The sequence below is a fragment of the Streptomyces sp. T12 genome (genome assembly GCF_028736035.1).
In the GTDB taxonomy this organism is placed as follows: Bacteria; Actinomycetota; Actinomycetes; order Streptomycetales; family Streptomycetaceae; genus Streptomyces.
The window spans coordinates 5,999,568-6,018,469 of record NZ_CP117866.1 but is presented as its reverse complement, the minus strand read 5'-3'; the positions used below and the strand labels follow the sequence as shown (position 1 = coordinate 6,018,469).

Annotated in this window: 18 protein-coding genes; 3 read left to right on the top strand and 15 right to left on the bottom strand. The window is 71.2% G+C overall.

Going from position 1 to position 18,902, the window contains the following annotated elements:
* Window positions 1–5: 5 nt before the first annotated feature.
* The 7 genes from PBV52_RS27160 to bldG all read right to left on the bottom strand — a co-directional run bounded on the left by PBV52_RS27160 (window position 6) and on the right by bldG (window position 6,716).
* Window positions 6–203 (bottom strand): hypothetical protein, encoded by a 198-nt coding sequence (locus tag PBV52_RS27160; protein WP_274241686.1) that lies wholly within the window; start codon window positions 201–203, stop codon window positions 6–8.
* 176 nt (window positions 204–379) lie between these two features.
* Window positions 380–550 carry a hypothetical protein gene (locus PBV52_RS27155; protein WP_274241685.1) on the bottom strand — a complete coding sequence of 57 codons (171 nt, stop codon included), beginning with the start codon at window positions 548–550 and terminating at the stop codon, window positions 380–382.
* A 176-nt stretch (window positions 551–726) separates the two neighbouring features.
* The gene (locus tag PBV52_RS27150) at window positions 727–2,256 is read right to left on the bottom strand and encodes a class I SAM-dependent methyltransferase (protein WP_274241684.1); all 1,530 of its coding nucleotides are present in this window, start codon (window positions 2,254–2,256) and stop codon (window positions 727–729) included.
* 37 nt (window positions 2,257–2,293) lie between these two features.
* Complete coding sequence (locus tag PBV52_RS27145) at window positions 2,294–2,890, bottom strand: small secreted protein (RefSeq protein WP_274241682.1); 597 nt, start codon at window positions 2,888–2,890, stop codon at window positions 2,294–2,296.
* A 212-nt stretch (window positions 2,891–3,102) separates the two neighbouring features.
* Window positions 3,103–5,508: a sodium-translocating pyrophosphatase gene (locus PBV52_RS27140; protein WP_274241681.1), complete on the bottom strand. Its 2,406-nt coding sequence runs from the start codon at window positions 5,506–5,508 to the stop codon at window positions 3,103–3,105.
* A gap of 307 nt (window positions 5,509–5,815) precedes the next feature.
* Window positions 5,816–6,253 (bottom strand): ATP-binding protein, encoded by a 438-nt coding sequence (locus PBV52_RS27135; RefSeq protein WP_274241680.1) that lies wholly within the window; start codon window positions 6,251–6,253, stop codon window positions 5,816–5,818.
* A gap of 121 nt (window positions 6,254–6,374) precedes the next feature.
* Complete coding sequence (gene bldG, locus PBV52_RS27130; protein ID WP_003975386.1) at window positions 6,375–6,716, bottom strand: anti-sigma factor antagonist BldG; 342 nt, start codon at window positions 6,714–6,716, stop codon at window positions 6,375–6,377.
* Window positions 6,717–6,797: 81 nt separating this feature from the next.
* Between bldG and PBV52_RS27125 the strand changes: the two genes are divergently transcribed.
* A complete protein-coding gene (locus PBV52_RS27125; RefSeq protein WP_274241671.1) occupies window positions 6,798–9,401 on the top strand; it encodes a DEAD/DEAH box helicase in 2,604 nt (867 codons plus the stop codon).
* 403 nt (window positions 9,402–9,804) lie between these two features.
* Here the strand turns inward: PBV52_RS27125 and PBV52_RS27120 are convergent, their stop codons facing one another.
* The 6 genes from PBV52_RS27120 to PBV52_RS27095 form a co-directional block, all read right to left on the bottom strand.
* Window positions 9,805–10,209, bottom strand: coding sequence for an Rv3654c family TadE-like protein (locus PBV52_RS27120; protein ID WP_274249602.1), 405 nt, complete (start codon window positions 10,207–10,209; stop codon window positions 9,805–9,807).
* A 482-nt stretch (window positions 10,210–10,691) separates the two neighbouring features.
* Window positions 10,692–11,120, bottom strand: a complete 429-nt coding sequence (locus PBV52_RS27115; protein WP_274241670.1) for a TadE family type IV pilus minor pilin — start codon at window positions 11,118–11,120, stop codon at window positions 10,692–10,694.
* Window positions 11,107–11,316, bottom strand: coding sequence for a DUF4244 domain-containing protein (locus PBV52_RS27110; RefSeq protein WP_274241669.1), 210 nt, complete (start codon window positions 11,314–11,316; stop codon window positions 11,107–11,109). Before PBV52_RS27110 ends, PBV52_RS27115 begins: the two co-directional genes overlap by 14 nt.
* Before the next feature lie 105 nt (window positions 11,317–11,421).
* A complete protein-coding gene (locus PBV52_RS27105) occupies window positions 11,422–12,210 on the bottom strand; it encodes a type II secretion system F family protein (protein ID WP_274241668.1) in 789 nt (262 codons plus the stop codon).
* A 119-nt stretch (window positions 12,211–12,329) separates the two neighbouring features.
* Complete coding sequence (locus tag PBV52_RS27100; RefSeq protein WP_274241667.1) at window positions 12,330–13,196, bottom strand: type II secretion system F family protein; 867 nt, start codon at window positions 13,194–13,196, stop codon at window positions 12,330–12,332.
* A 164-nt stretch (window positions 13,197–13,360) separates the two neighbouring features.
* Window positions 13,361–14,572 (bottom strand): TadA family conjugal transfer-associated ATPase, encoded by a 1,212-nt coding sequence (locus PBV52_RS27095; protein ID WP_274241666.1) that lies wholly within the window; start codon window positions 14,570–14,572, stop codon window positions 13,361–13,363.
* A gap of 76 nt (window positions 14,573–14,648) precedes the next feature.
* On the opposite strand from PBV52_RS27095, the gene PBV52_RS27090 reads away from it, so the two are divergent.
* The gene (locus PBV52_RS27090; protein ID WP_274241665.1) at window positions 14,649–14,948 is read left to right on the top strand and encodes a hypothetical protein; all 300 of its coding nucleotides are present in this window, start codon (window positions 14,649–14,651) and stop codon (window positions 14,946–14,948) included.
* A 49-nt stretch (window positions 14,949–14,997) separates the two neighbouring features.
* Here PBV52_RS27090 and ssd read toward each other — a convergent pair whose 3' ends face one another.
* On the bottom strand, window positions 14,998–16,110 hold the full coding sequence (gene ssd, locus PBV52_RS27085; protein ID WP_274241664.1) for a septum site-determining protein Ssd: 1,113 nt from the start codon (window positions 16,108–16,110) through the stop codon (window positions 14,998–15,000).
* A 573-nt stretch (window positions 16,111–16,683) separates the two neighbouring features.
* On the opposite strand from ssd, the gene PBV52_RS27080 reads away from it, so the two are divergent.
* Window positions 16,684–17,517, top strand: coding sequence for an HAD family phosphatase (locus PBV52_RS27080; RefSeq protein WP_274241663.1), 834 nt, complete (start codon window positions 16,684–16,686; stop codon window positions 17,515–17,517).
* Window positions 17,518–18,006: 489 nt separating this feature from the next.
* Here PBV52_RS27080 and PBV52_RS27075 read toward each other — a convergent pair whose 3' ends face one another.
* Window positions 18,007–18,831, bottom strand: coding sequence for an oxidoreductase (locus tag PBV52_RS27075; RefSeq protein ID WP_274241662.1), 825 nt, complete (start codon window positions 18,829–18,831; stop codon window positions 18,007–18,009).
* Window positions 18,832–18,902 lie beyond the last annotated feature (71 nt).

Here is an 18,902-nt window from a genome sequence, read left to right as displayed (position 1 = left end):
CGTTCTCAGAGGCGGGAGAAGCACCACGTTCCGAAGATCAACGCGATCACCGAGACAAGGCCCGCAAGCGTCGCCGATGCGACGGGGCTCACACTGTGGGCGACAGGCTGGCGCTGCCGCACCCGGACCGCGGTCCACACGAGCAGCCCACCTCCGAACAGGGCGAACACGACCCCAGCGAAGATCGCCGGTCCCCTTTCCATGGTTCCGCTTGCCCCTTTTCTCCCGTCAGCGAGTGCCCAGCCCGGCGAGGCTGACACGCGCGGACGGCGCACAGGCGAACCTCAGGTGAACGCGGGGCCGACGCGGCTGTGGACTCCCGGACCGTGCGGACCCAGCTGCCACGCAGGCCCCACCGGACCCGCCGCCCTCACCGCCTTCACCACCCTCGTACCGCCTCGCCTGCCTCGCCCGCCTCAGCCACCTCGGAGCTCGCCCGGCCGCGAGTATCTTTCCGGTCGTCTTCTGTCGTGGGCCTGATGACCGTGATCGACTCGAATTTGTCGCCGCACGGCTCGGTGACGTTGTCGGCGCCCTTCTTGTGGCTCATTTCACCGTGTGCCTGAACAGTGCCCAGGACCTGGTCGGTGCGCGGTTCGGCACAGTCGATCGACGGGTGTTGTAACCGTCGTCATCGCCTCCTCTTCCCCGCAGACGCAGCAGTGGCTTGAACGGGTGTCAGCGGCCCCGAACGCCGTACGACCGCTGGAGATCAACCCGTCGGGTTCACCGCGCCGGTTCGAGGAATCCCTGCTCCACCAGCAGCCGGATCTGCGCGGGCGTGCGGTCGCGCAGCAACACCGGATCCTCGCCCATCAGTTGGGCGATCGCGTCCAGAATGCGGCCCGCGCTCAGCGAACCGTCGCACACGCCCGCGAACCCCGCGCCGACCGTGTCCACCCGAGTGGCCCGGCGCATTCCGCGGTGCTGGCGCAGTACGACGTGCTCCGGGTCCTCGGCGCCGGGCATTCCGACCTGCTCCTGCACGACCTCGCCGACGAGCTTGAAGTGGTCCTCCAGCAGGGCCGCGTCGTCGCGGGCGCGCAGGTAGTCGAGCCGGCCGAAGTGCGCCCGGACCGTGTCGCCGAGCGGCTGCTCGACCGGATGCGGCCACTCCTCCACCGTGATCGAGGGCACGGCCGCCGACGCCTTCCGCAACGTGATCCACCCGAAGCCCACGGCCTTCACCTTGCGCGCCTCGAACTCGTCCAGCCACGCGTCGTACCGCGCCTGGTACTCGGCCACGTCACCCCGGTGGTCACCGGCGTCCCTGAGCCACAGCTCGGCGTATTGCGTGATGTCCTGGACCTCGCGCTGCACGATCCACGCGTCGCACCCGCGCGGCACCCACGACCGCAGCCGGTCCTGCCAGTCCTCCCCTTCCACGTGCTGCCAGTTGGCGAGGAACTGCGCGAACCCGCCCTCGTTCAGCCGCTCCCCCGCCCCCTGAACGATCGACCGGCACAGATCGTCCCCGCCCATCCCGCCGTCGCGGTACGTCAGCCGCGCGCCCGGCGAGATCACAAAGGGCGGGTTCGACACGATCAGGTCGTACGTCTCGCCGTTCTTGAGCGGCTCGAACAGCGAGCCCTCCCGCAGGTCCACGGCCGGGGAGCCGGACAGCGCGAGCGTCAGGGCGGTGATGTGCAGCGCGCGCGGGTTGAGATCGGTCGCCGTCACGCGCGTGGCGTGCTGTGCGGCGTGCAGCGCCTGGATGCCGGAGCCGGTGCCGAGGTCGAGGGCGGAGGCGACGGGCGTACGGACCGTGATGCCGGCGAGGGTCGTGGAGGCGCCGCCGACGCCGAGGACGACGGCTGTATCTGCCTGGCGGCCATTGCTGCCGCTGCCGCCCGCCCCGCCGACCGCGCAGCCCAGGTCGGACACGATGAACCAGTCCTCGCCCTCGGGCCCGCCGTACGGCCGCACGTCCACGGTCGCCGCGAGGTCGTCGCCGACCCGGACCAGCCACCCGCTCTCCAGGCATGCGTCGACGGGCAGAACGCCCGCCACGCGCGCGTGCGGCACGGGTTGCTGCAACAGGAACAGCCTGACGAGCGCCTCTAGCGGCGTGTCTCCGCGGGTCGCCCGGAGCGCGGGCACGGTCTCGCTCCGGGCGAGCGCCGTGTACGCGGGCGCGCCGAGCAGCTCTAGCAGCCCGTCGGCGGTGAAGGAGGCCCCGAGCAGGGCATCCCTCAGCCGGGCGGCGACATCGGGACGGTCGGAGGCGGGCAGGGCAGACAGGCTGGAGTCACTCACGCCCTCATTGTGACCCGCGCCCGCCCCTGAGGGTGGTTCAGCTGTCGGTGGCCGCGGCCGACGTGGACGCCGAAGCGGCCGCCTTGCAGCCCTCCTGCGACGTCAGCGCCTTCTTGGTGTCGCCCGACTCCAGCTTCTTCAGCGCCTTGATCGCGCTCTTGCGCTGGGTCTCCACCTGCTTCATCTCGGCCGACACGTCCTTCAGGCCGGACGCGAACTTCGCCTGGTCCTTCGTGTTCAGCCCGTCGACCCGCTTCTTCAGGTCGCCGTATGCCGCGGAGAGGGCGGTGAGCTTCTTGACGACGTCCTGCTGGACCTGCGCGCCGTTCTCGACCCCCGGAGGCGCCCCGGCGTCGCCGATGAGGCTCGCGCGCGCCTTGTAGCCGTCGGCCAGGTCCTGGAAGGCCTTGGAGTCGGCCTGCTGGAGCTCCTTGGGCGTGCTGGTGGTGTCCTTGGCAGCCTTCGTGATCGCGACGTAGGCCGCCGAGATCTTCGCGTTCTGGGCGGGCACGGCGTCGCAGACCTGCTTGGCCCAGGCGTCCAGCTCCGGGTTGCCCTCGTCGCTCGTGCATCCCGTCAGCGCCAGTACCAGTACCGCACCGCCGGACAGTGCGGCCGCGAGCTTCTTGTTCACCGGTTCGGTCCCTTCCGTGGCTCTCGGCCACCGGACCTTACACGTCGGGCGGCGGACGGCCATGCCCCCAATGGCATATATGCGGCTCTTAGTGCGATTTACACCAAGTGAGAGAAGGGTCACGGCCCGGCGTGAACAAGCACGAGGCGGGCGGGCGGCACGTCAATGCGCGCCGCCCGCCCGCCTCTTGAGCTGGGCTGTCGTAAGACCGCCTACGAAACCACCGCGGGATCGACCGGTTTGGCCACCCTGTCGGCGTTGCCTTCGTCACCCATGGCGATGCCTCGCCGCTTGGAGACGTAGACCGCGCCGACGATCACGAGGAGCGACAGCACGGCGATCGTGACCCGTACGCCGACGTTCTTGTCCTCGCCGTAGCTGAACTGGATGACCGCGGGCGCGATGAGCAGCGACACCAGGTTCATCACCTTCAGCAGCGGGTTGATCGCGGGACCGGCGGTGTCCTTGAAGGGGTCACCGACCGTATCGCCGATCACCGTGGCGGCGTGGGCCTCGCTGCCCTTGCCGCCGTGGTGGCCGTCCTCGACGAGCTTCTTGGCGTTGTCCCAGGCGCCGCCGGAGTTGGCGAGGAACACCGCCATCAGCGTGCCGGCGCCGATGGCACCCGCCAGGAACGCGCCGAGGGCGCCGACGCCGAGCGTGAACCCGATGAAGATCGGCGCCATCACGGCCAGCAGACCAGGAGTCGCCAGTTCCCTGAGCGCGTCCTTCGTGCAGATGTCGACGACCTTGCCGTACTCCGGCGTCTCGCTGTAGTCCATGATCCCGGGCTTCTCACGGAACTGCCGCCGCACCTCGTACACCACGGAACCCGCCGACCGCGACACGGCGTTGATCGCGAGCCCCGAGAAGAGGAAGACGACCGCCGCGCCCGCGATGAGGCCGACGAGGTTGTTGGGCTGCGAGATGTCCATGATCAGGCTCATCGGCGCTCCTTCGCCGCTGAGTTTCTCGCCCACGTCCCGCGCGCCGGTGGTGATGGCGTCGCGGTACGACCCGAAGAGCGCCGCTGCCGCCAAGACGGCGGTGGCGATGGCGATGCCCTTGGTGATGGCCTTGGTGGTGTTGCCGACCGCGTCCAGGTTGGTGAGCACCTGGGCGCCCGCACCCGTGACGTCGCCGGACATCTCGGCGATGCCCTGCGCGTTGTCGGAGACCGGCCCGAAGGTGTCCATGGCGACGATCACGCCGACCGTGGTGAGCAGGCCGGTGCCGGCCAGCGCCACCGCGAACAGCGCCAGCATGATCGACGTACCGCCGAGCAGGAACGCCCCATAGACGCCGAGGCCGATCAACAGGGCGGTGTAGACGGCCGATTCGAGACCGACCGAGATACCGGCGAGGACGACGGTGGCCGGGCCGGTCAGCGAGGTCTTGCCGATGTCCATGACCGGGCGCCGGTTGGTCTCGGTGAAGTAGCCGGTCAGCTGCTGGATGACGGCGGCCAGCAGGATGCCGATGCCCACGGCGACGAGCGCCAGGATCCGCGGGTCGCCGTCCTTGCCCGCGATGGCGGCGTCGGTGACGCCGTCGAGGTCGGCGTAGGACGACGGCAGGTAGATGAACACCGCGATCGCGACCAGCACGATCGAGATCACCGCGGAGATGAAGAACCCACGGTTGATCGCCGTCATGCCGCTTCGGTCGGAGCGGCGCGGGGCCACTGCGAAGATGCCGATCATCGCGGTGATCACGCCGATCGCGGGCACGATCAGCGGGAAGGCGAGCCCGGAGTCACCGAACGCCGCCGACCCGAGGATCAGCGCGGCGACCAGGGTCACGGCGTACGACTCGAACAGGTCGGCCGCCATGCCCGCGCAGTCGCCGACGTTGTCGCCCACGTTGTCGGCGATGGTCGCGGCATTGCGCGGGTCGTCCTCCGGAATGCCCTGTTCGACCTTGCCGACCAGGTCGGCGCCGACGTCGGCAGCCTTGGTGAAGATGCCGCCGCCGACACGCATGAACATCGCGATCAGCGCGGCACCGAGACCGAATCCTTCGAGCACCTTCGGCGCGTCGGCCGCGTACACCAGCACCACACAGGAGGCGCCCAGCAGACCGAGCCCCACCGTGAACATGCCGACGACGCCACCCGTTCGGAAAGCGATCTTCATTGCTTTGTGCGAGACGGCGGTGAGATCCCTTTCCGGCTCTCCAGGCGCCGGGGTCGCTTCGCGTGCGGCCGCGGCGACGCGCACATTGCTGCGTACGGCGAGCCACATGCCGATATAACCGGTGGCCGCCGAGAACGCGGCGCCGATCAAGAAGAACACCGATCGGCCGATGCGCTGATTCCAGTCGTCCGCGGGCAGCAGCATGAGCAGGAAGAACACGACGACGGCGAACACGCCGAGCGTGCGCATCTGCCGTCCCAGATAGGCGTTCGCGCCTTCCTGGATCGCCGACGCAATCTTCTTCATGCTCTCGGTGCCCTCGCCCGCCGCGAGCACCTGGCGCACCAGGACGCCGGCGACCACGAGCGCTGCCAGTGCCACGACGCCGATGACCGTGATGATGATCCGGTTGTCGTCGGTCAGCACTGCCGCTGCGAGGGTTGTGGGATGGTCCAACTGATGAGGGGTAGAAAGCCCCGCCATTCGTCCTCCTTGACGCTTGGGCTGAGCTCAAGATGTGGACGGATTCTAGGTACCGGAACCTGATCAAAACAGAGCGCGGTAAACGGAATTGGCCTTCACATGCCGTTCAGCAAATGATCGACGTCAAGCCACTGAACCCGAAAGTGCTAATGCCTCAAAACCATTGACGTGAGCATTGGCTCTTGATCGAATTATCGGGAGATTGATCGTGAATTGCTTCACGAATTCTCCGGCGCCGACCCAGGAAACGCGAAAGGGCCCTGCTGAGCAGGGCCCTTTCGCGATGAGGTCGCCTTGGCGGGGTCGTTCAGGGAAGCACCACGGCCGGCGGCGTGGTCGGCCAGGTCATACGGATCAGCCCACCGTGTTCCCCTGCGGAGACCTCCACGTCGTCGACGAGACCGCTGATGACCGCGAGGCCCATTTCGTCCTCTTCGGCCTCGATCTCGCCGTCGTCGCCCGCGGCACCGGCTGCCCGATCGCCGGGGGCGGAGTGCGGCGCCTCGTCGCCGACCTCGATGGAGAACTGTTTCTCCTCCTCGATCAGCGCGACCTTCACCGGCGCCGTGATGCCGACGCTCTGGTGCAGTCCGACGGCACGGGTGCAGGCCTCGCCGACAGCGAGTCTGACCTCGTCGAGTACGGCCTCGTCCACTCCGGCCCTGCGCGCCACCGCTGCCGCCACCAGCCGGGCGGTCCTGACGTGCTCGGGCAGCGCGCTGAAGCGGAGTTCAACGGTGGCCATGCATCCCCCTCGGAACTACGGGCGTGCTGTCCGGAGGGCCGGGCTGCCGAAAGCCCGGTCCCCCTTCTCTTTCAACTTCCGCCGCCCCGGGCACGCTCAGCGGCGGGCCCGGGTCCGGTGATCAGTCGGTCGCCGCAACCGCTTCCTCGACCGAGGTGTGGATCGGGAACACCTTGGTGAGGCCGGTGATGCGGAAGATCTTCAGAATGCGCTCCTGGTTGCAGACCAGGCGCAGTGAGCCCTCATGGGCACGCACACGCTTCAGGCCGCCGACCAGCACGCCGAGCCCGGTGGAGTCGAGGAAGTCCACGCCCTCCATGTCGACGACGAGGTGGAAACTCCCGTCGTTCACCAGCTCGACCAGCTGCTCGCGCAGCTTGGGCGCGGTATATACGTCGATTTCGCCACCGACCTCGACGACCGTACGATCGCCGACGGTACGGGTCGACAGGGACAGGTCCACGGATCCTCCAGCACCTTGCTATCGAGCGGTCGCCCCTCGGGGACCTCGGCTTGCAGCCCCTTGGACGGTTCGCCAGCCGCGATGGCATTCAATCACTTACCGGCAGGCGTGCACGACGCCTTGGTCCCATTGTCCGTCACGCCAGTGACACACTCGGTGCCGATGGCCAAGAATCACCGATCCGATCGATCCCCGACGGGCCCCGTTTCCCGGGTGGACCCGGGCACGGTGCTGGGCCGACTCGCCTCGGGGCCGAGCCGGGCTTCGCGCATCACTCATACGGAGCATGTGCCCCCGCGGGAGGGTCGCCATGCCGTCTGGCCTGACCGGATCCGCGCGGAGGTCATCGCCGCAGTGCAGACGGCAGGAATCGAACACCCCTGGGCCCACCAGGCACGCGCCGCCGAGCACGCGCTCGACGGCGAGTCGGTGGTCGTCGCGACGGGCACGGCGTCCGGCAAGTCGCTGGCCTACCTCGTGCCGGTCCTCTCGACGCTCCTGGACGGCTCCGAGGCCCCGAACGGCCGTGGTGCCACCGCGCTCTACCTGGCCCCCACCAAGGCCCTTGCGGCGGACCAGTGCCGTTCGGTGAAGGAACTTTCACATCCGCTGGGCAATTCCGTACGCCCAGCTGTGTACGACGGCGATACTCCGTTCGAGGAACGCGAGTGGATCCGCCAGTACGCCAACTACGTCCTCACCAACCCCGACATGCTGCATCGCGGCATACTCCCGTCCCACCCCCGCTGGTCCTCCTTCCTGAAGGCGCTGAAGTACGTCGTCATCGACGAGTGCCACACCTACCGCGGTGTCTTCGGCTCCCACGTGGCCCAGGTCCTGCGCCGTCTGCGCCGCCTGTGCGCCCGCTACGGCGCCTCTCCGGTCTTCCTGCTGGCCTCCGCGACCGCCGCCGAGCCCGCGGTGGCCGCAGGCCGCCTCACGGGCCTGCCGGTGGTGGAGGTCGCCGACGACGCCTCCCCGCGCGGGGAACTGGTCTTCGCCCTCTGGGAGCCCCCGCTCACCGAGCTCCAGGGCGAGAAGGGCGCCCCCGTCCGCCGTACGGCAACCGCCGAGACTGCGGACCTCCTGACGGATCTGGCGGTGCAGGGTGTGCGGTCGGTCGCCTTCGTACGCTCCCGGCGCGGCGCCGAGCTGATCTCGGTCATCGCCCAGGAGCGCCTCGCCGAGGTCGACCGCTCCCTCGCCCGGCGTGTCGCGGCCTACCGCGGCGGCTACCTCCCCGAGGAGCGCCGTGCCCTGGAACAGGCCCTCCACTCCGGCGAACTCCTCGGCCTGGCCGCCACCACCGCCCTGGAACTCGGCATCGACGTCTCCGGCCTGGACGCCGTACTCATCGCCGGCTACCCGGGCACGCGCGCGTCCCTGTGGCAGCAGGCGGGCCGGGCCGGCCGCTCCGGGCAGGGCGCGCTGGCCGTCCTGGTCGCCCGGGACGATCCGCTGGACACCTACCTCGTCCACCACCCCGAGGCCCTGTTCGACCGGCCGGTGGAGTCGACGGTCCTCGACCCCGACAACCCGTACGTCCTGGCTCCGCACCTGTGCGCGGCAGCCGCGGAAGTCCCGCTGACCGACGAGGATTTGGCGCTTTTCGGTCCCGAGACCGAGGGACTGTTGCCGCAACTGGAGGCCGCGAAACTGCTGCGCCGCCGCACGAAGGCCTGGCACTGGACGCGCCGGGAACGGGCCGCCGACCTGACCGACATCCGCGGCGGGGGCGGCCGCCCTGTCCAGATCGTCGAGTCCGGCACCGGCCGCCTGCTCGGCACGGTCGACGCGGGCGCCGCACACACCACCGTCCACGAGGGCGCGGTCCATCTCCACCAGGGCCGCACGTATCTCGTCCGCACCCTCGACCTGGAGGACTCGGTCGCCCTTGTCGAGGAGGCCGTACCGCCGTATTCGACGGTCGCCCGCGACACCACGTCCATCTCCGTCCTGGAAACGGACATCGAGGTCCCGTGGGGCGACGGCCGCCTGTGCTACGGCTCCGTCGAGGTCACCAACCAGGTGGTCTCCTTCCTGCGCCGCCGACTGATCACCGGCGAAGTACTGGGCGAGACGAAACTCGACCTCCCTCCTCGTACGCTGCGCACACGCGCGGTGTGGTGGACGGTCACCGAGGACCAGCTGGACGAGGCCCGCATCAACCCCGAGATCCTCGGCGGCGCCCTGCACGCCGCCGAGCACGCCTCGATCGGCCTGCTGCCCCTCTTCGCAACCTGCGACCGCTGGGACATCGGCGGCGTCTCGATCCCGCTCCACCCCGACACACTGCTCCCGACGGTCTTCGTCTACGACGGCCACCCGGGCGGCGCGGGCTTCGCGGAGCGCGCCTTCCACACCGCCCGCGCCTGGCTCACCGCCACCCGCCAGGCCATCGCCTCCTGCGAGTGCGACGCCGGCTGCCCGTCCTGCATCCAGTCCCCCAAGTGCGGCAACGGCAACGATCCGCTGCACAAGCGGGGGGCGGTGCGGTTGCTGACGGTGCTGTTGCGGGGGGCGCCGGAGGAGGCGGGGGAGGTTGCCGTGGGCGGAGCGGGGGAGGTTGGTGCGGGTGGGCAGGGGGATCTTGGTGCGGCTGGAGAGGGGGAGCCTGTCCCTGCGAGGAGTGGGGGGCATGGCCCAGCTGGGGACGGCGCCCCGGCGAACGACGTCGGGCACTGACCCAGCTGGGGACGGCTCGCGCGCCTGGGCGGGGAATGGAGGGCTTGCCCTGGCCGGGAAGGGGAGACTGCCCCGGTGGGCGACGGAGAGCTTGCCGCGGCCGGGGAGGGGAGCGGTGGGGAGCATCGCTCCGGCAGGCAACGGAGAGCGTGCCGCGGCTGGGGAGGGGGAGCATTGCCCTGGCTGGCGACGGAAAGCGTGCCGCCAGCGGAGAAGGAAGCTGCCCGGCTGGGATGGGGGAAACTTCCCTGGCTGAGGACGGCGAAGAGAAGCCGCCGTCGGCCGCAAACGGTCACGGAGCCGACGTCAACTGCAAACGGTCATGGTGCCGCCGTCAGCGCGAACGGTCATGGTGTCGGCATCTGCCGTAACCGGTCACGGAGCCGGAGTCAGCCGCAACCGCTCATGGAGCCGGCGTCGGCCGGTCCGTCCCCGCAGCGCCGCCCGACGGAGGCCCCGTCGGCAGGGTCGCCCCCTCCGGGCCAGCAGGCCCCGCCCGCGCCCTGACCTCCGCGGCGAACGGCCCCCGGCCCGACGCCGCCGTCACGTCCGAGATCTCGCCCACCACCACGCATCGCACCAGACGCACGCCCTGCGCCCCGGCCACCCGTTCCGCACGGGCGCAGGCCGCCGTACCGCCCTCCGCCCAGTGATCGGCCGCCGCGAGCGCCGCGAGATCCGCGCCGCCGGCCGCACGGTGCCGGGCTACGACGGCTTGCCCCAGGGCGAGTACGACGCCGAAGACGACGCAGAGCACAGCGATGGCGCCGAGGCTCCAGACGGTGGCGGAACCGCGGTCGGAGCGCAGGCCGACGGCAAGTACCCGGGCCGTATGCCGGGCGTCGACGGGTCGGCTGGCCGTATGCCGCTCGATGACGGGACTGCGTCCGGAGCTCCGACCGGCGATGGGCGCGCGGCCAGGTTCTCGGCCAGTGGCGGACCTGTGACCGGTTCCCCAGTCGGTGGTGGGCGCGCGGCCAGACTCTGCGCCAGTGGCGGACCTGCGGCCAGATCGCCGGTCGGCGACGGGCTTGGGGACAGATCCTCGCCCAGCGACAGGCTCGGGCCCAGACCCCCGCCCAGCGACAGGCTCGGGATCAGACCCTCGCCCAGCGACGGGCTCGGGCCCAGACCGCCGACCAGCGATCGGCCTGCGGCCAGTACTCCAGCCCCTGAGAGAGCTACAGCCCCAGCCAGCGACAGAGGCGCGGGCAGAAGAACGGCCGCCTGCCGTCTCGCACCCAGATCGTCGACCGGTGATAAACCCGAGCCCCCCTGCGATACCCCCGCTCATGTCCCCGCCCCCACCATCGCGCCCACCATCTCCTCCGCCGACGCCACGGCTTCTTCCCGTACCTCGAAAGGAAGCCCGCGCAGCACCGGCGGCTTGGCCACGACGACCACGCGGACTTCGTCTCCCTCCCGGCCGACCGTGACCGTCGCGCCGCGCGGTGCCGCCTCACGGGTCACCTCGATGACCGCGTCGGCCGGATCCTGCCGGGCTGCGGCGCGGGCGCCCGTCCGGGCCGCGTCCACGCACTGGATCTGCGCGGCCACCACGAGCAGCCCCCACACCAGCGCCATCGCGAACATCACCAGCACGGGCAACACGACAGCCGATTCCGCCGTTACGAACCCTTGGTCCGATCCCCGACGGGGCCCCCGACCGGCACCCCGGTCCGACCACCCCAGCTCAATGTCCCGCTCACATCCGCGCATCGAGCGCCTGCTTCACGATGGCCTGCAACTCCGCGCTGACCTGCCCGCTCGTCACGACCTTGTAGAGCACCACGGCGAACGCCACCGCCGCGACGATCCCCATCGCGTACTCGGAGGTGACCATCCCCGCGTCCCTCCGCGCCGCCCGCATCCTGCACACCAGGGCACGCATCCGTGCCCGTACCGCCTTGCACATCTCAACCCCCGTAAGGCTCAGTCCTGTTGAAACCAGCTGTTGAACGTCTCGCTGCCGAACTCCCACTCGTCTACCGACCGACGGCCGTCGCCGCCCCTCACCCCGTCATCCGCCACCCCCTCCCAGCACCCCGCCCGCAAGCCCGATCACCACAGGCGCCACGCCCACCGCGATGAACGCGGGCAGGAAGCACAGCCCCACCGGCGCGGTGACCATGACAGCCGCCCGCCTGGCCCGTTCCGTCGCGGTGCGCCCCCAGTCGGCGCGAGCCTCCGCGGCGAGCCGCGCGACCGGTCCGGCCGCAGGAAGCCCCGACACATCTGCCCTTTCGAGCAACCGCGCCAGCGCGCCGGCCCTCGGCATCGACGCCAGCCGCTGCCACGCCTCGCCCGGTTCACCGCCGAGCCGCACCTCCGCCGCCCCTCGCGCCAGCCCGTCCCCAACGGGGCCGCCCAGGGCCTCGCCCACAGCCTGCGCCGCGATCACCGGACCGGCTCCCGCCGCGATGCAGGCCGCCAACAGATCGGCGGCGAGCGGCAGCTGGCGAGCCACCTCACTGGCATCGGGCAGCTCCTCCGCGCCAACGGCCGCCTGCCGACGCCGCCACATCCACAGCCCGCCCGCGACGATCAGCCCCACCGCCAGGCCGACGACGCCGCCGACCAGCGCCCAACCGGCGCCCACGACCGCCGCCGAGGGCAGCCCCTGCCGCATGCCCTGCCGGACGTCGAACCGTCGGCTTATCGGCGTCACCACGGCGGTCGTCATCAACTCGGCCAGACGTCGCCGCACCCTCCGCTCGTGCCGCACCGCCACGGGCCACCGCAACAGCCACCCGACGACCAGCGCCGCCCCCACGGCCGCCCCCAGCCTGTGGACAACCTCCGCACTCACGCCGTCACCTCCCCCTCACGACCCAGACCCGCCCGAGTCCTCACGCCGCCACCTCCTTCGCACGTCCCGGCCCACCCCACGTCCTCACGCCGCCCCTCACGCCCTCGCCGCCCAATTCCTCACGCCGCTTCCGCTCCCCGCACGATCCGCAGCGCCCACCACATCCCCAGCGCCTCCAGCACCCCGCCGACCAGCACGCACCCGAGCCCCGCCCCGGTATGCAGCAGCACATGCAGCGGGTCGGCCCCCATCGCGGCACCGAGCAGCAGGCCCAGGACCGGCAACCCGGCGAGCATCACCACCGTCGACCGAGCTCCCGCCAACTGGGCGCGTAGATCGGCGCGTTGGTCCCGCTCGGCGCGCAACGCCCCTTCCAGCCGGTCGAGTCCGGCCGCGAGCCCCGCGCCCTGGTCCACGGCCACCCGCCAGCAAGCCGCCAGGCCCGACAGCCCCTCGGCACCCGGCTGCCGTGCCGCGGAGGTGAGCGCGCCCGGCACATCCCCGCCGAACCGCGCCGCCGCCAGCACCGCGGCCTGCGCTTCCCCGAGCCCACCGGAGTCCCGCGCCACCCGCAGCAACGCCTCACCCGGCTGCCGCCCGGCCCGCACTTCCCCGGCCAGCGCCCCGCACAGCGCGATCACCGCGTCCCCGCAACGCTCCCGCGTCCGGCGCGCCTCCCGGGCCAGCCGCACCCTCCGCAGCAACGGCACCCCGGCCGCCCCCGCGACGACCGGCAGTAACGACGCCCCCAGCACAGCCAGCACCAGCCCGACGGCCGGCGCCCACCACTCGGCCCGCAACCGCCCCCGGAGCCGACGCAGCTCCCCGGCCATCTGCCGCCAGTCGGGCGGCCCGGCTCCCACCACCCCACCACCCGCAAGCAGCAACTGCGCCCGTCGAGTCCCGGAGTTGCGCCCGCCCACCAACCAGACCGCCGCCCCGAGACACGCAACTGCCGCGCCCGACGACAACGACATCTCACCCATTCAGACCACCGAACCCCTCACGTCACCGATTCCTGACGTCACCGATTCCTCACGTCGCCGATTCCTCACCGCTCCGGAACCCACCACGTCACCGCACCGCCACGTCACCGCACCGCCACGTCACCGCACCGCCACGTCACCGCACCGCCACGTCACCGACTCCCTCACGTCACCGGACCCCTCGCCCCCTCGCGATCCCGGCACGCCCCCTCATCGCCCGCACCCCGTAGCAGCCCCCGCAGCCGCTCCCACCCCCGCTCATACGCGAACGCCTCCGCGCCCCAGCGCAGCGCCGGCACCGTCCGCACCAGGCCCGACGGGTCCCGCTCCAGCACATGCACCTCCGAGATCCGCCGCCGTCCGGTCCGGTCGCGCGCGAGATGGAGTACGACCGACAACGCGGCCGCCAACTGGCTGTGCAGCGCGGCCCGGTCGAGCCCGGCCGCCGTGCCGAGCGCCTCCAGCCGGGCCGGCACGTCGGCCGCCGCATTCGCGTGGACGGTCCCGCAGCCTCCTTCGTGACCGGTGTTCAAGGCGGCCAGCAGATGGACCACTTCGGATCCGCGCACCTCGCCCACGACCAGCCGGTCCGGCCGCATCCGCAGCGCCTGCCGCACCAGGTCCTCGAGAGTGACGAGCCCGGCCCCCTCCTGGTTGGCGGGTCTGCTCTCCAGCCGTACGACATGCGGATGGTCCGGCCTGAGCTCCGCCGAGTCCTCAGCGAGCACGATCCGCTCGCCCGGCCCGGCCAGCCCGAGCAACGCGCTCAACAACGTGGTCTTGCCGCTTCCGGTCCCGCCGCTGATGAGGAAGGACAGCCGCGCGTCGACCAGTGCCCGCAACACCCGGTCCCCGCCCGGCGGCACCGTGCCCGCCGCGACCAGCTCGTCGAGCGTGAACGCCCGCGGCCGTACAACTCGCAGCGACAGGCAGGCACAGCCGACGGCGACCGGGGGCAGCACGGCGTGCAGCCGGGTCCCGTCGGGCAGCCGGGCGTCCACCCAGGGCCGCGCGTCGTCCAGGCGCCGCCCGGCGACCGTGGCGAGGCGCTGGGCAAGGCGTCGTACGGCCGCCGCGTCCGGGAAGGACACGGAGGTCAGCTGCAGGCCGCCGCCCCGGTCCACCCAGACCCGGTCCGGCGCCGACACCAACACATCCGTCACCGAAGGATCGGCGAGCAGTGGCTCCAGCGGGCCGCTCCCGACCAGCTCGGACCGCAACTGCTCGGCCGCTCCGAGGACTTCGGCATCCCCCAGCACCCTGCCCTGCTCCCGCAGGGCTTGCGCAACGCGCGCGGGCGTGGGCTCGGCCCCGCTCTCGGCCAGCCACTGCCGCACCCCGTCGAGCAGCCCCGTCGGCATAACCGCCTCGGCCATCCCTCCGGCCATCGCTCCGGCCGAGGACCACCGTCCAGCCGACGGACCGGCCCGGTCGACCGGCGCCCACCGCCCAATGGCCGTGCTCCCAGCGCCCTCCACCACCCGCGACACCACAGCGGCGCTCGCCGAGCCGTCCGACACTCGCGCGACACCAGCACCCACCGAAGCGTCTGACACCCGCCGCACCACACCGGCACTCGCCGAACCGTCCAACGCCCATCGCGGCGTGGCCCTACGCACCCTCCCGTCCGCCGTCCCGCTCGACCGCCACCGCTCAGGGGACGCCCGCACCGAACCACCCGCGCCACCACTCACCCGGTCGATCCCCGAAGCCGTACCGACGCCGTCACTCACGCCCCTGCGCACGCCGTAACTCATGCCACTGCGCATACCGTCACTCGTGCCACTGTTCCCGCCGTCACTCATGCCGCCCTCGCCTCAACCAACGCGCGCTCCCAGAACTCCCGGCAGAACCGCGCCAGCGGCCCCCGCCCCACCGTCCCCGGCGGAGCCTTGGTCTCGTGCGGTCGCAGCAGCCCCGACTCGACCGGCACCTCGCCCACGAGCGGCAGCTCCAGCAACCGGGCCACCTCGCGGTCGTCGAGCCCGGGCGCGTACGGCCCGCGTACAGCCACCCGCAGATCCCGCAGGACCATCCGGACCGCTGAGGCCACCTGCCGAGCGGCAGTGAGGGCGCGCAGTTCGGCGGGGACCACGAGGATCCCCACGTCGAGCTGGGCGAGGGCCTCCGCGACGCCGTCGTCGATACGGCGGGGCAGGTCGACGACGACGGCGCCTCCCCGTCGCCGGGCCGCCGCGAGCACCGCTCGCATCGCCGGCGGCGGGACGGCGAGGCAGTCGCCGCGATCCCAGCTCAGGACCCGTAGGGAGTGCAGCTTCGGCAAGGACTCCTCCAAGGCTCCGCTCCCGAGCCGCCCGCGCGAACCGGCGAAGGAGGGCCAGCGCAGACCCTCGGCGGCCTCGCCGCCGAGGAGGACATCGAGTCCGCCGCCCAGCGGATCGGCGTCCACGAGCAGCGTGCGCAGCCCTTCACGCGCGGCGGTGACGGCGAGGGCACACGCGAGCGTGGACGCTCCGGCCCCGCCGCGGCCGCCGATGACCCCGACGGTGAGGGCGGGCCTGCCGACACCCTCGGCGACGTCGGCGATGCGGTCGACCAACCACTGTTCGCCGTCGGGCAGCATCAGGACGTGGTCGGCGCCGATCTCGACGGCCCGGCGCCAGACGCCCGAGTCGTCCTGGTCCCGGCCGACCAGCACCACTCCACGTCTGCGTCCGGCCCCGCGCACGCGGCGCGCGGCGTCGTCGCCGACCAGGACGAGCGGCGCGGCCTCCCAGCTGCCTCGGGGCTCGGGCACCCCGTGGTGGACCTCCGGTGTGGCGCCGGCCGCCGCGCACAGGCGCAGCAGGTCGTCGAGCAGATCGGCGTCCTCCGTGACGATCAACGGTTTGCCCGGCCGCCCGGAGGCTGCGGGCGGCGGATCGTGTGTGACGGCTGCGGTCACGGTTTCCATCCCCCTTCGCTGCATCACTCGCGCAGCCCTGCGGCCCCGCGATTCCCAAACGTGTGAAGAACCGGCAACCGGCCTCCATATGAACGGCCGATACGAACCGGCCAAACACGCCCGACTAACCAGAACCGGCCATGAAGTCGGCCCGAGCGGGACGTGCTGGAATCACGGTGCAGCGATCCCGGAAATCGTGTGGATCTTGGTCGATAACTGTGGACAACTCGGCGGTTGTGAATATGGCCTTCACCCATACCGGTGACCCCCGCACCGACCTCTGTGCGACTTCCGCAGAGCAGCGCGACAGCTACACACAGTCACGGATCATGAACATGCGGAAGAGGCGGCCGCAGCCGCCTCGCCTCGGCCTCGCGGCCGCGTTCAGAAGAGGAAAACCCACCCGGACATGCGACGACCCCCGCCGGGGGGGAGAGCGGGGGTCGTCTCCACGGCCGACTCGGGGGGGGAGGAGTCGGACCGGGTTAGCACGGTCGCGAACGATCCGTGACTTCCATGGTGTACCCGAGAGCCCTCTCAGGCAAACCCACGCGCCCACCTTACGCCGAATGGGCTGCCCCTATGCTCAGGGTTGTGGAAAACCACTCCTTGCCCCGCACAGCGGCCTTCTTTGACCTGGACAAGACGGTCATTGCGAAGTCGAGCACGCTCACGTTCAGCAAGTCCTTCTACCAAGGCGGTCTGATCAACCGCAGGGCCGCCTTGCGGACCGCATACGCCCAGTTCGTCTTCCGCCTGGGCGGTATGGACCATGACCAGATGGAGCGCACGCGCGAGTACCTCTCCGCGCTCGTCCGCGGCTGGAACGTCCAGCAGGTCAAGGAGATCGTCGCCGAGACGCTGCACGACCTGATCGACCCGATCATCTACGACGAGGCCGCCTCCCTCATCGAGGAGCACCACGCCGCCGGCCGCGACGTCGTGATCGTTTCCACGTCGGGTGCCGAGGTGGTCGAGCCGATCGGGGAGTTGCTCGGCGCCGACCGCGTGGTGGCCACGCGCATGGTCGTGGGCGAGGACGGCTGCTTCACCGGGGAGGTGGAGTACTACGCCTACGGCCCGACGAAGGCCGAGGCGATCAAGGAGCTGGCCGAGTCCGAGGGCTACGACCTCTCCCGTTGCTACGCCTACAGCGACTCAGCCACCGATCTGCCGATGCTTCAGTCCGTAGGCAACCCGCACGCCGTGAACCCCGACCGCACGCTGCGCCGCGAGGCACTCGCGCGCGGGTGGCCGATTCTCGACTTCCACCGCCCGGTCCGACTCAAGCAACGGATTCCCTCCTTCTCCGTGCCGCCGCGACCCGCTCTTGTCGCGGCGGCGGCCATAGGAGCCGCCGCGGCCACCGCAGGGCTGGTCTGGTACGCGAGTCGACGCCGTACGGCTCTCGCCTGACCTGCGCCCTTCGGATTCCGTGCGCCCAGTTCGCCCCATCGACGCCCGTTTGACGCAGTTTTGAGAGTAAAAGTAAAGAACTGCAGCCAGGCCTTCCGCTTGGTTGGGTCCTGGAGTACAAAGGACTCAACGGCCCGCGAGACCAAGGACATCCGCGAGGATCACCTTTAATACGCATTTGGCCCCACGGACCGAGCATGAACATCGAGCACCCACGCGACGTCGACCCGTCGATTACGGGCCAGCCGCACCAGGTGACGGGCAGAGTTCCCGACCTGATGGGCAATATATCGAGGACGCTTGGTAACCCGGTGAACATGCCAGCGGCGGTACGAATCCTCGTACCGCCGCAACTTATATGAGCCCCGCGCGCGGGGCCTTTTCGTGCCCTACGACTCCCGAGCCGCGGCATGACGCTTCACACACGCGCGCGCCTTCACACGCGCGCGGCTTCACGCACGCGCTACGGCTGATCCGCACTCGCGCGCGTTACGCCGCCCCGCGCTGCAGCGCCTCGCACACCGCCGTCGACTCGCGTGCGCCGAGCTCGATCGCCTTGCCGCAGTGGGCGATCCATGCGGCCATGCCCTCGGGGGTGCCGGAGACGTAGCCGTCGAGCGCCGCCAGATAGGCCGCGCGGCCCAGTTCGCCGTGACCGACCTCCGCCGGGCAGACGGACTTCGGGTCGAGGCCGCTGCCGACCAGGACGATGCGCTCGGCCGCGCGCGCGACGAGGCCGTTGCGGGACGTGAAGGGGCGCAGCGCGAGGATTTCGCCGTGCACGACGGCGGCCGTCACCAGGGCGGGCGCCGACCCGCCGGCGATGATCAGCTCGGACAGCCCCTCCAGACGGCCGTGCACCTCCGCCGCGCTCGGCAGCGGCAACTCGACCAGGGGCTCGTCGACGGGCTCGCCCTCCTGGCGCGGTCGCCCGACCGTGTCGTCCTTGCTCGCCGCCGCCACCAGGTGCAGCCGGGCCAGCACCCGAAGCGGTGACTGCCGCCAGATGGACAGCAGTTGGCCCGCTTCGGCCGTGAGCCGCAGGGCCGCACCCACGACGCGTGCCTCGTCGTCACCGCTGAAGTCGGTGCGCCGACGCACCTCTTCGAGCGCCCAGTCGGCACCCGACAGCGCCGCGGAGCCGCGGGCGCCGCGCAGGGCCGCCTCGGAGGTGATCTCGTTGCTGCGACGCCGCATGATCCGGTGCCCGTAGACCCGGTCCACGGCCTTGCGCACGGACTCCACGGACTCGGGCACACCGGGCAGTGAACCGAGGGCTGCGAGCGGATCGGCGGTCGCACCTGTCGTACTCATGAGTACGACATTACGCACCCCGGCCCCGCACCCCACGATCGAGTGGCCTTCTTCACGCACGCCTGCCACAT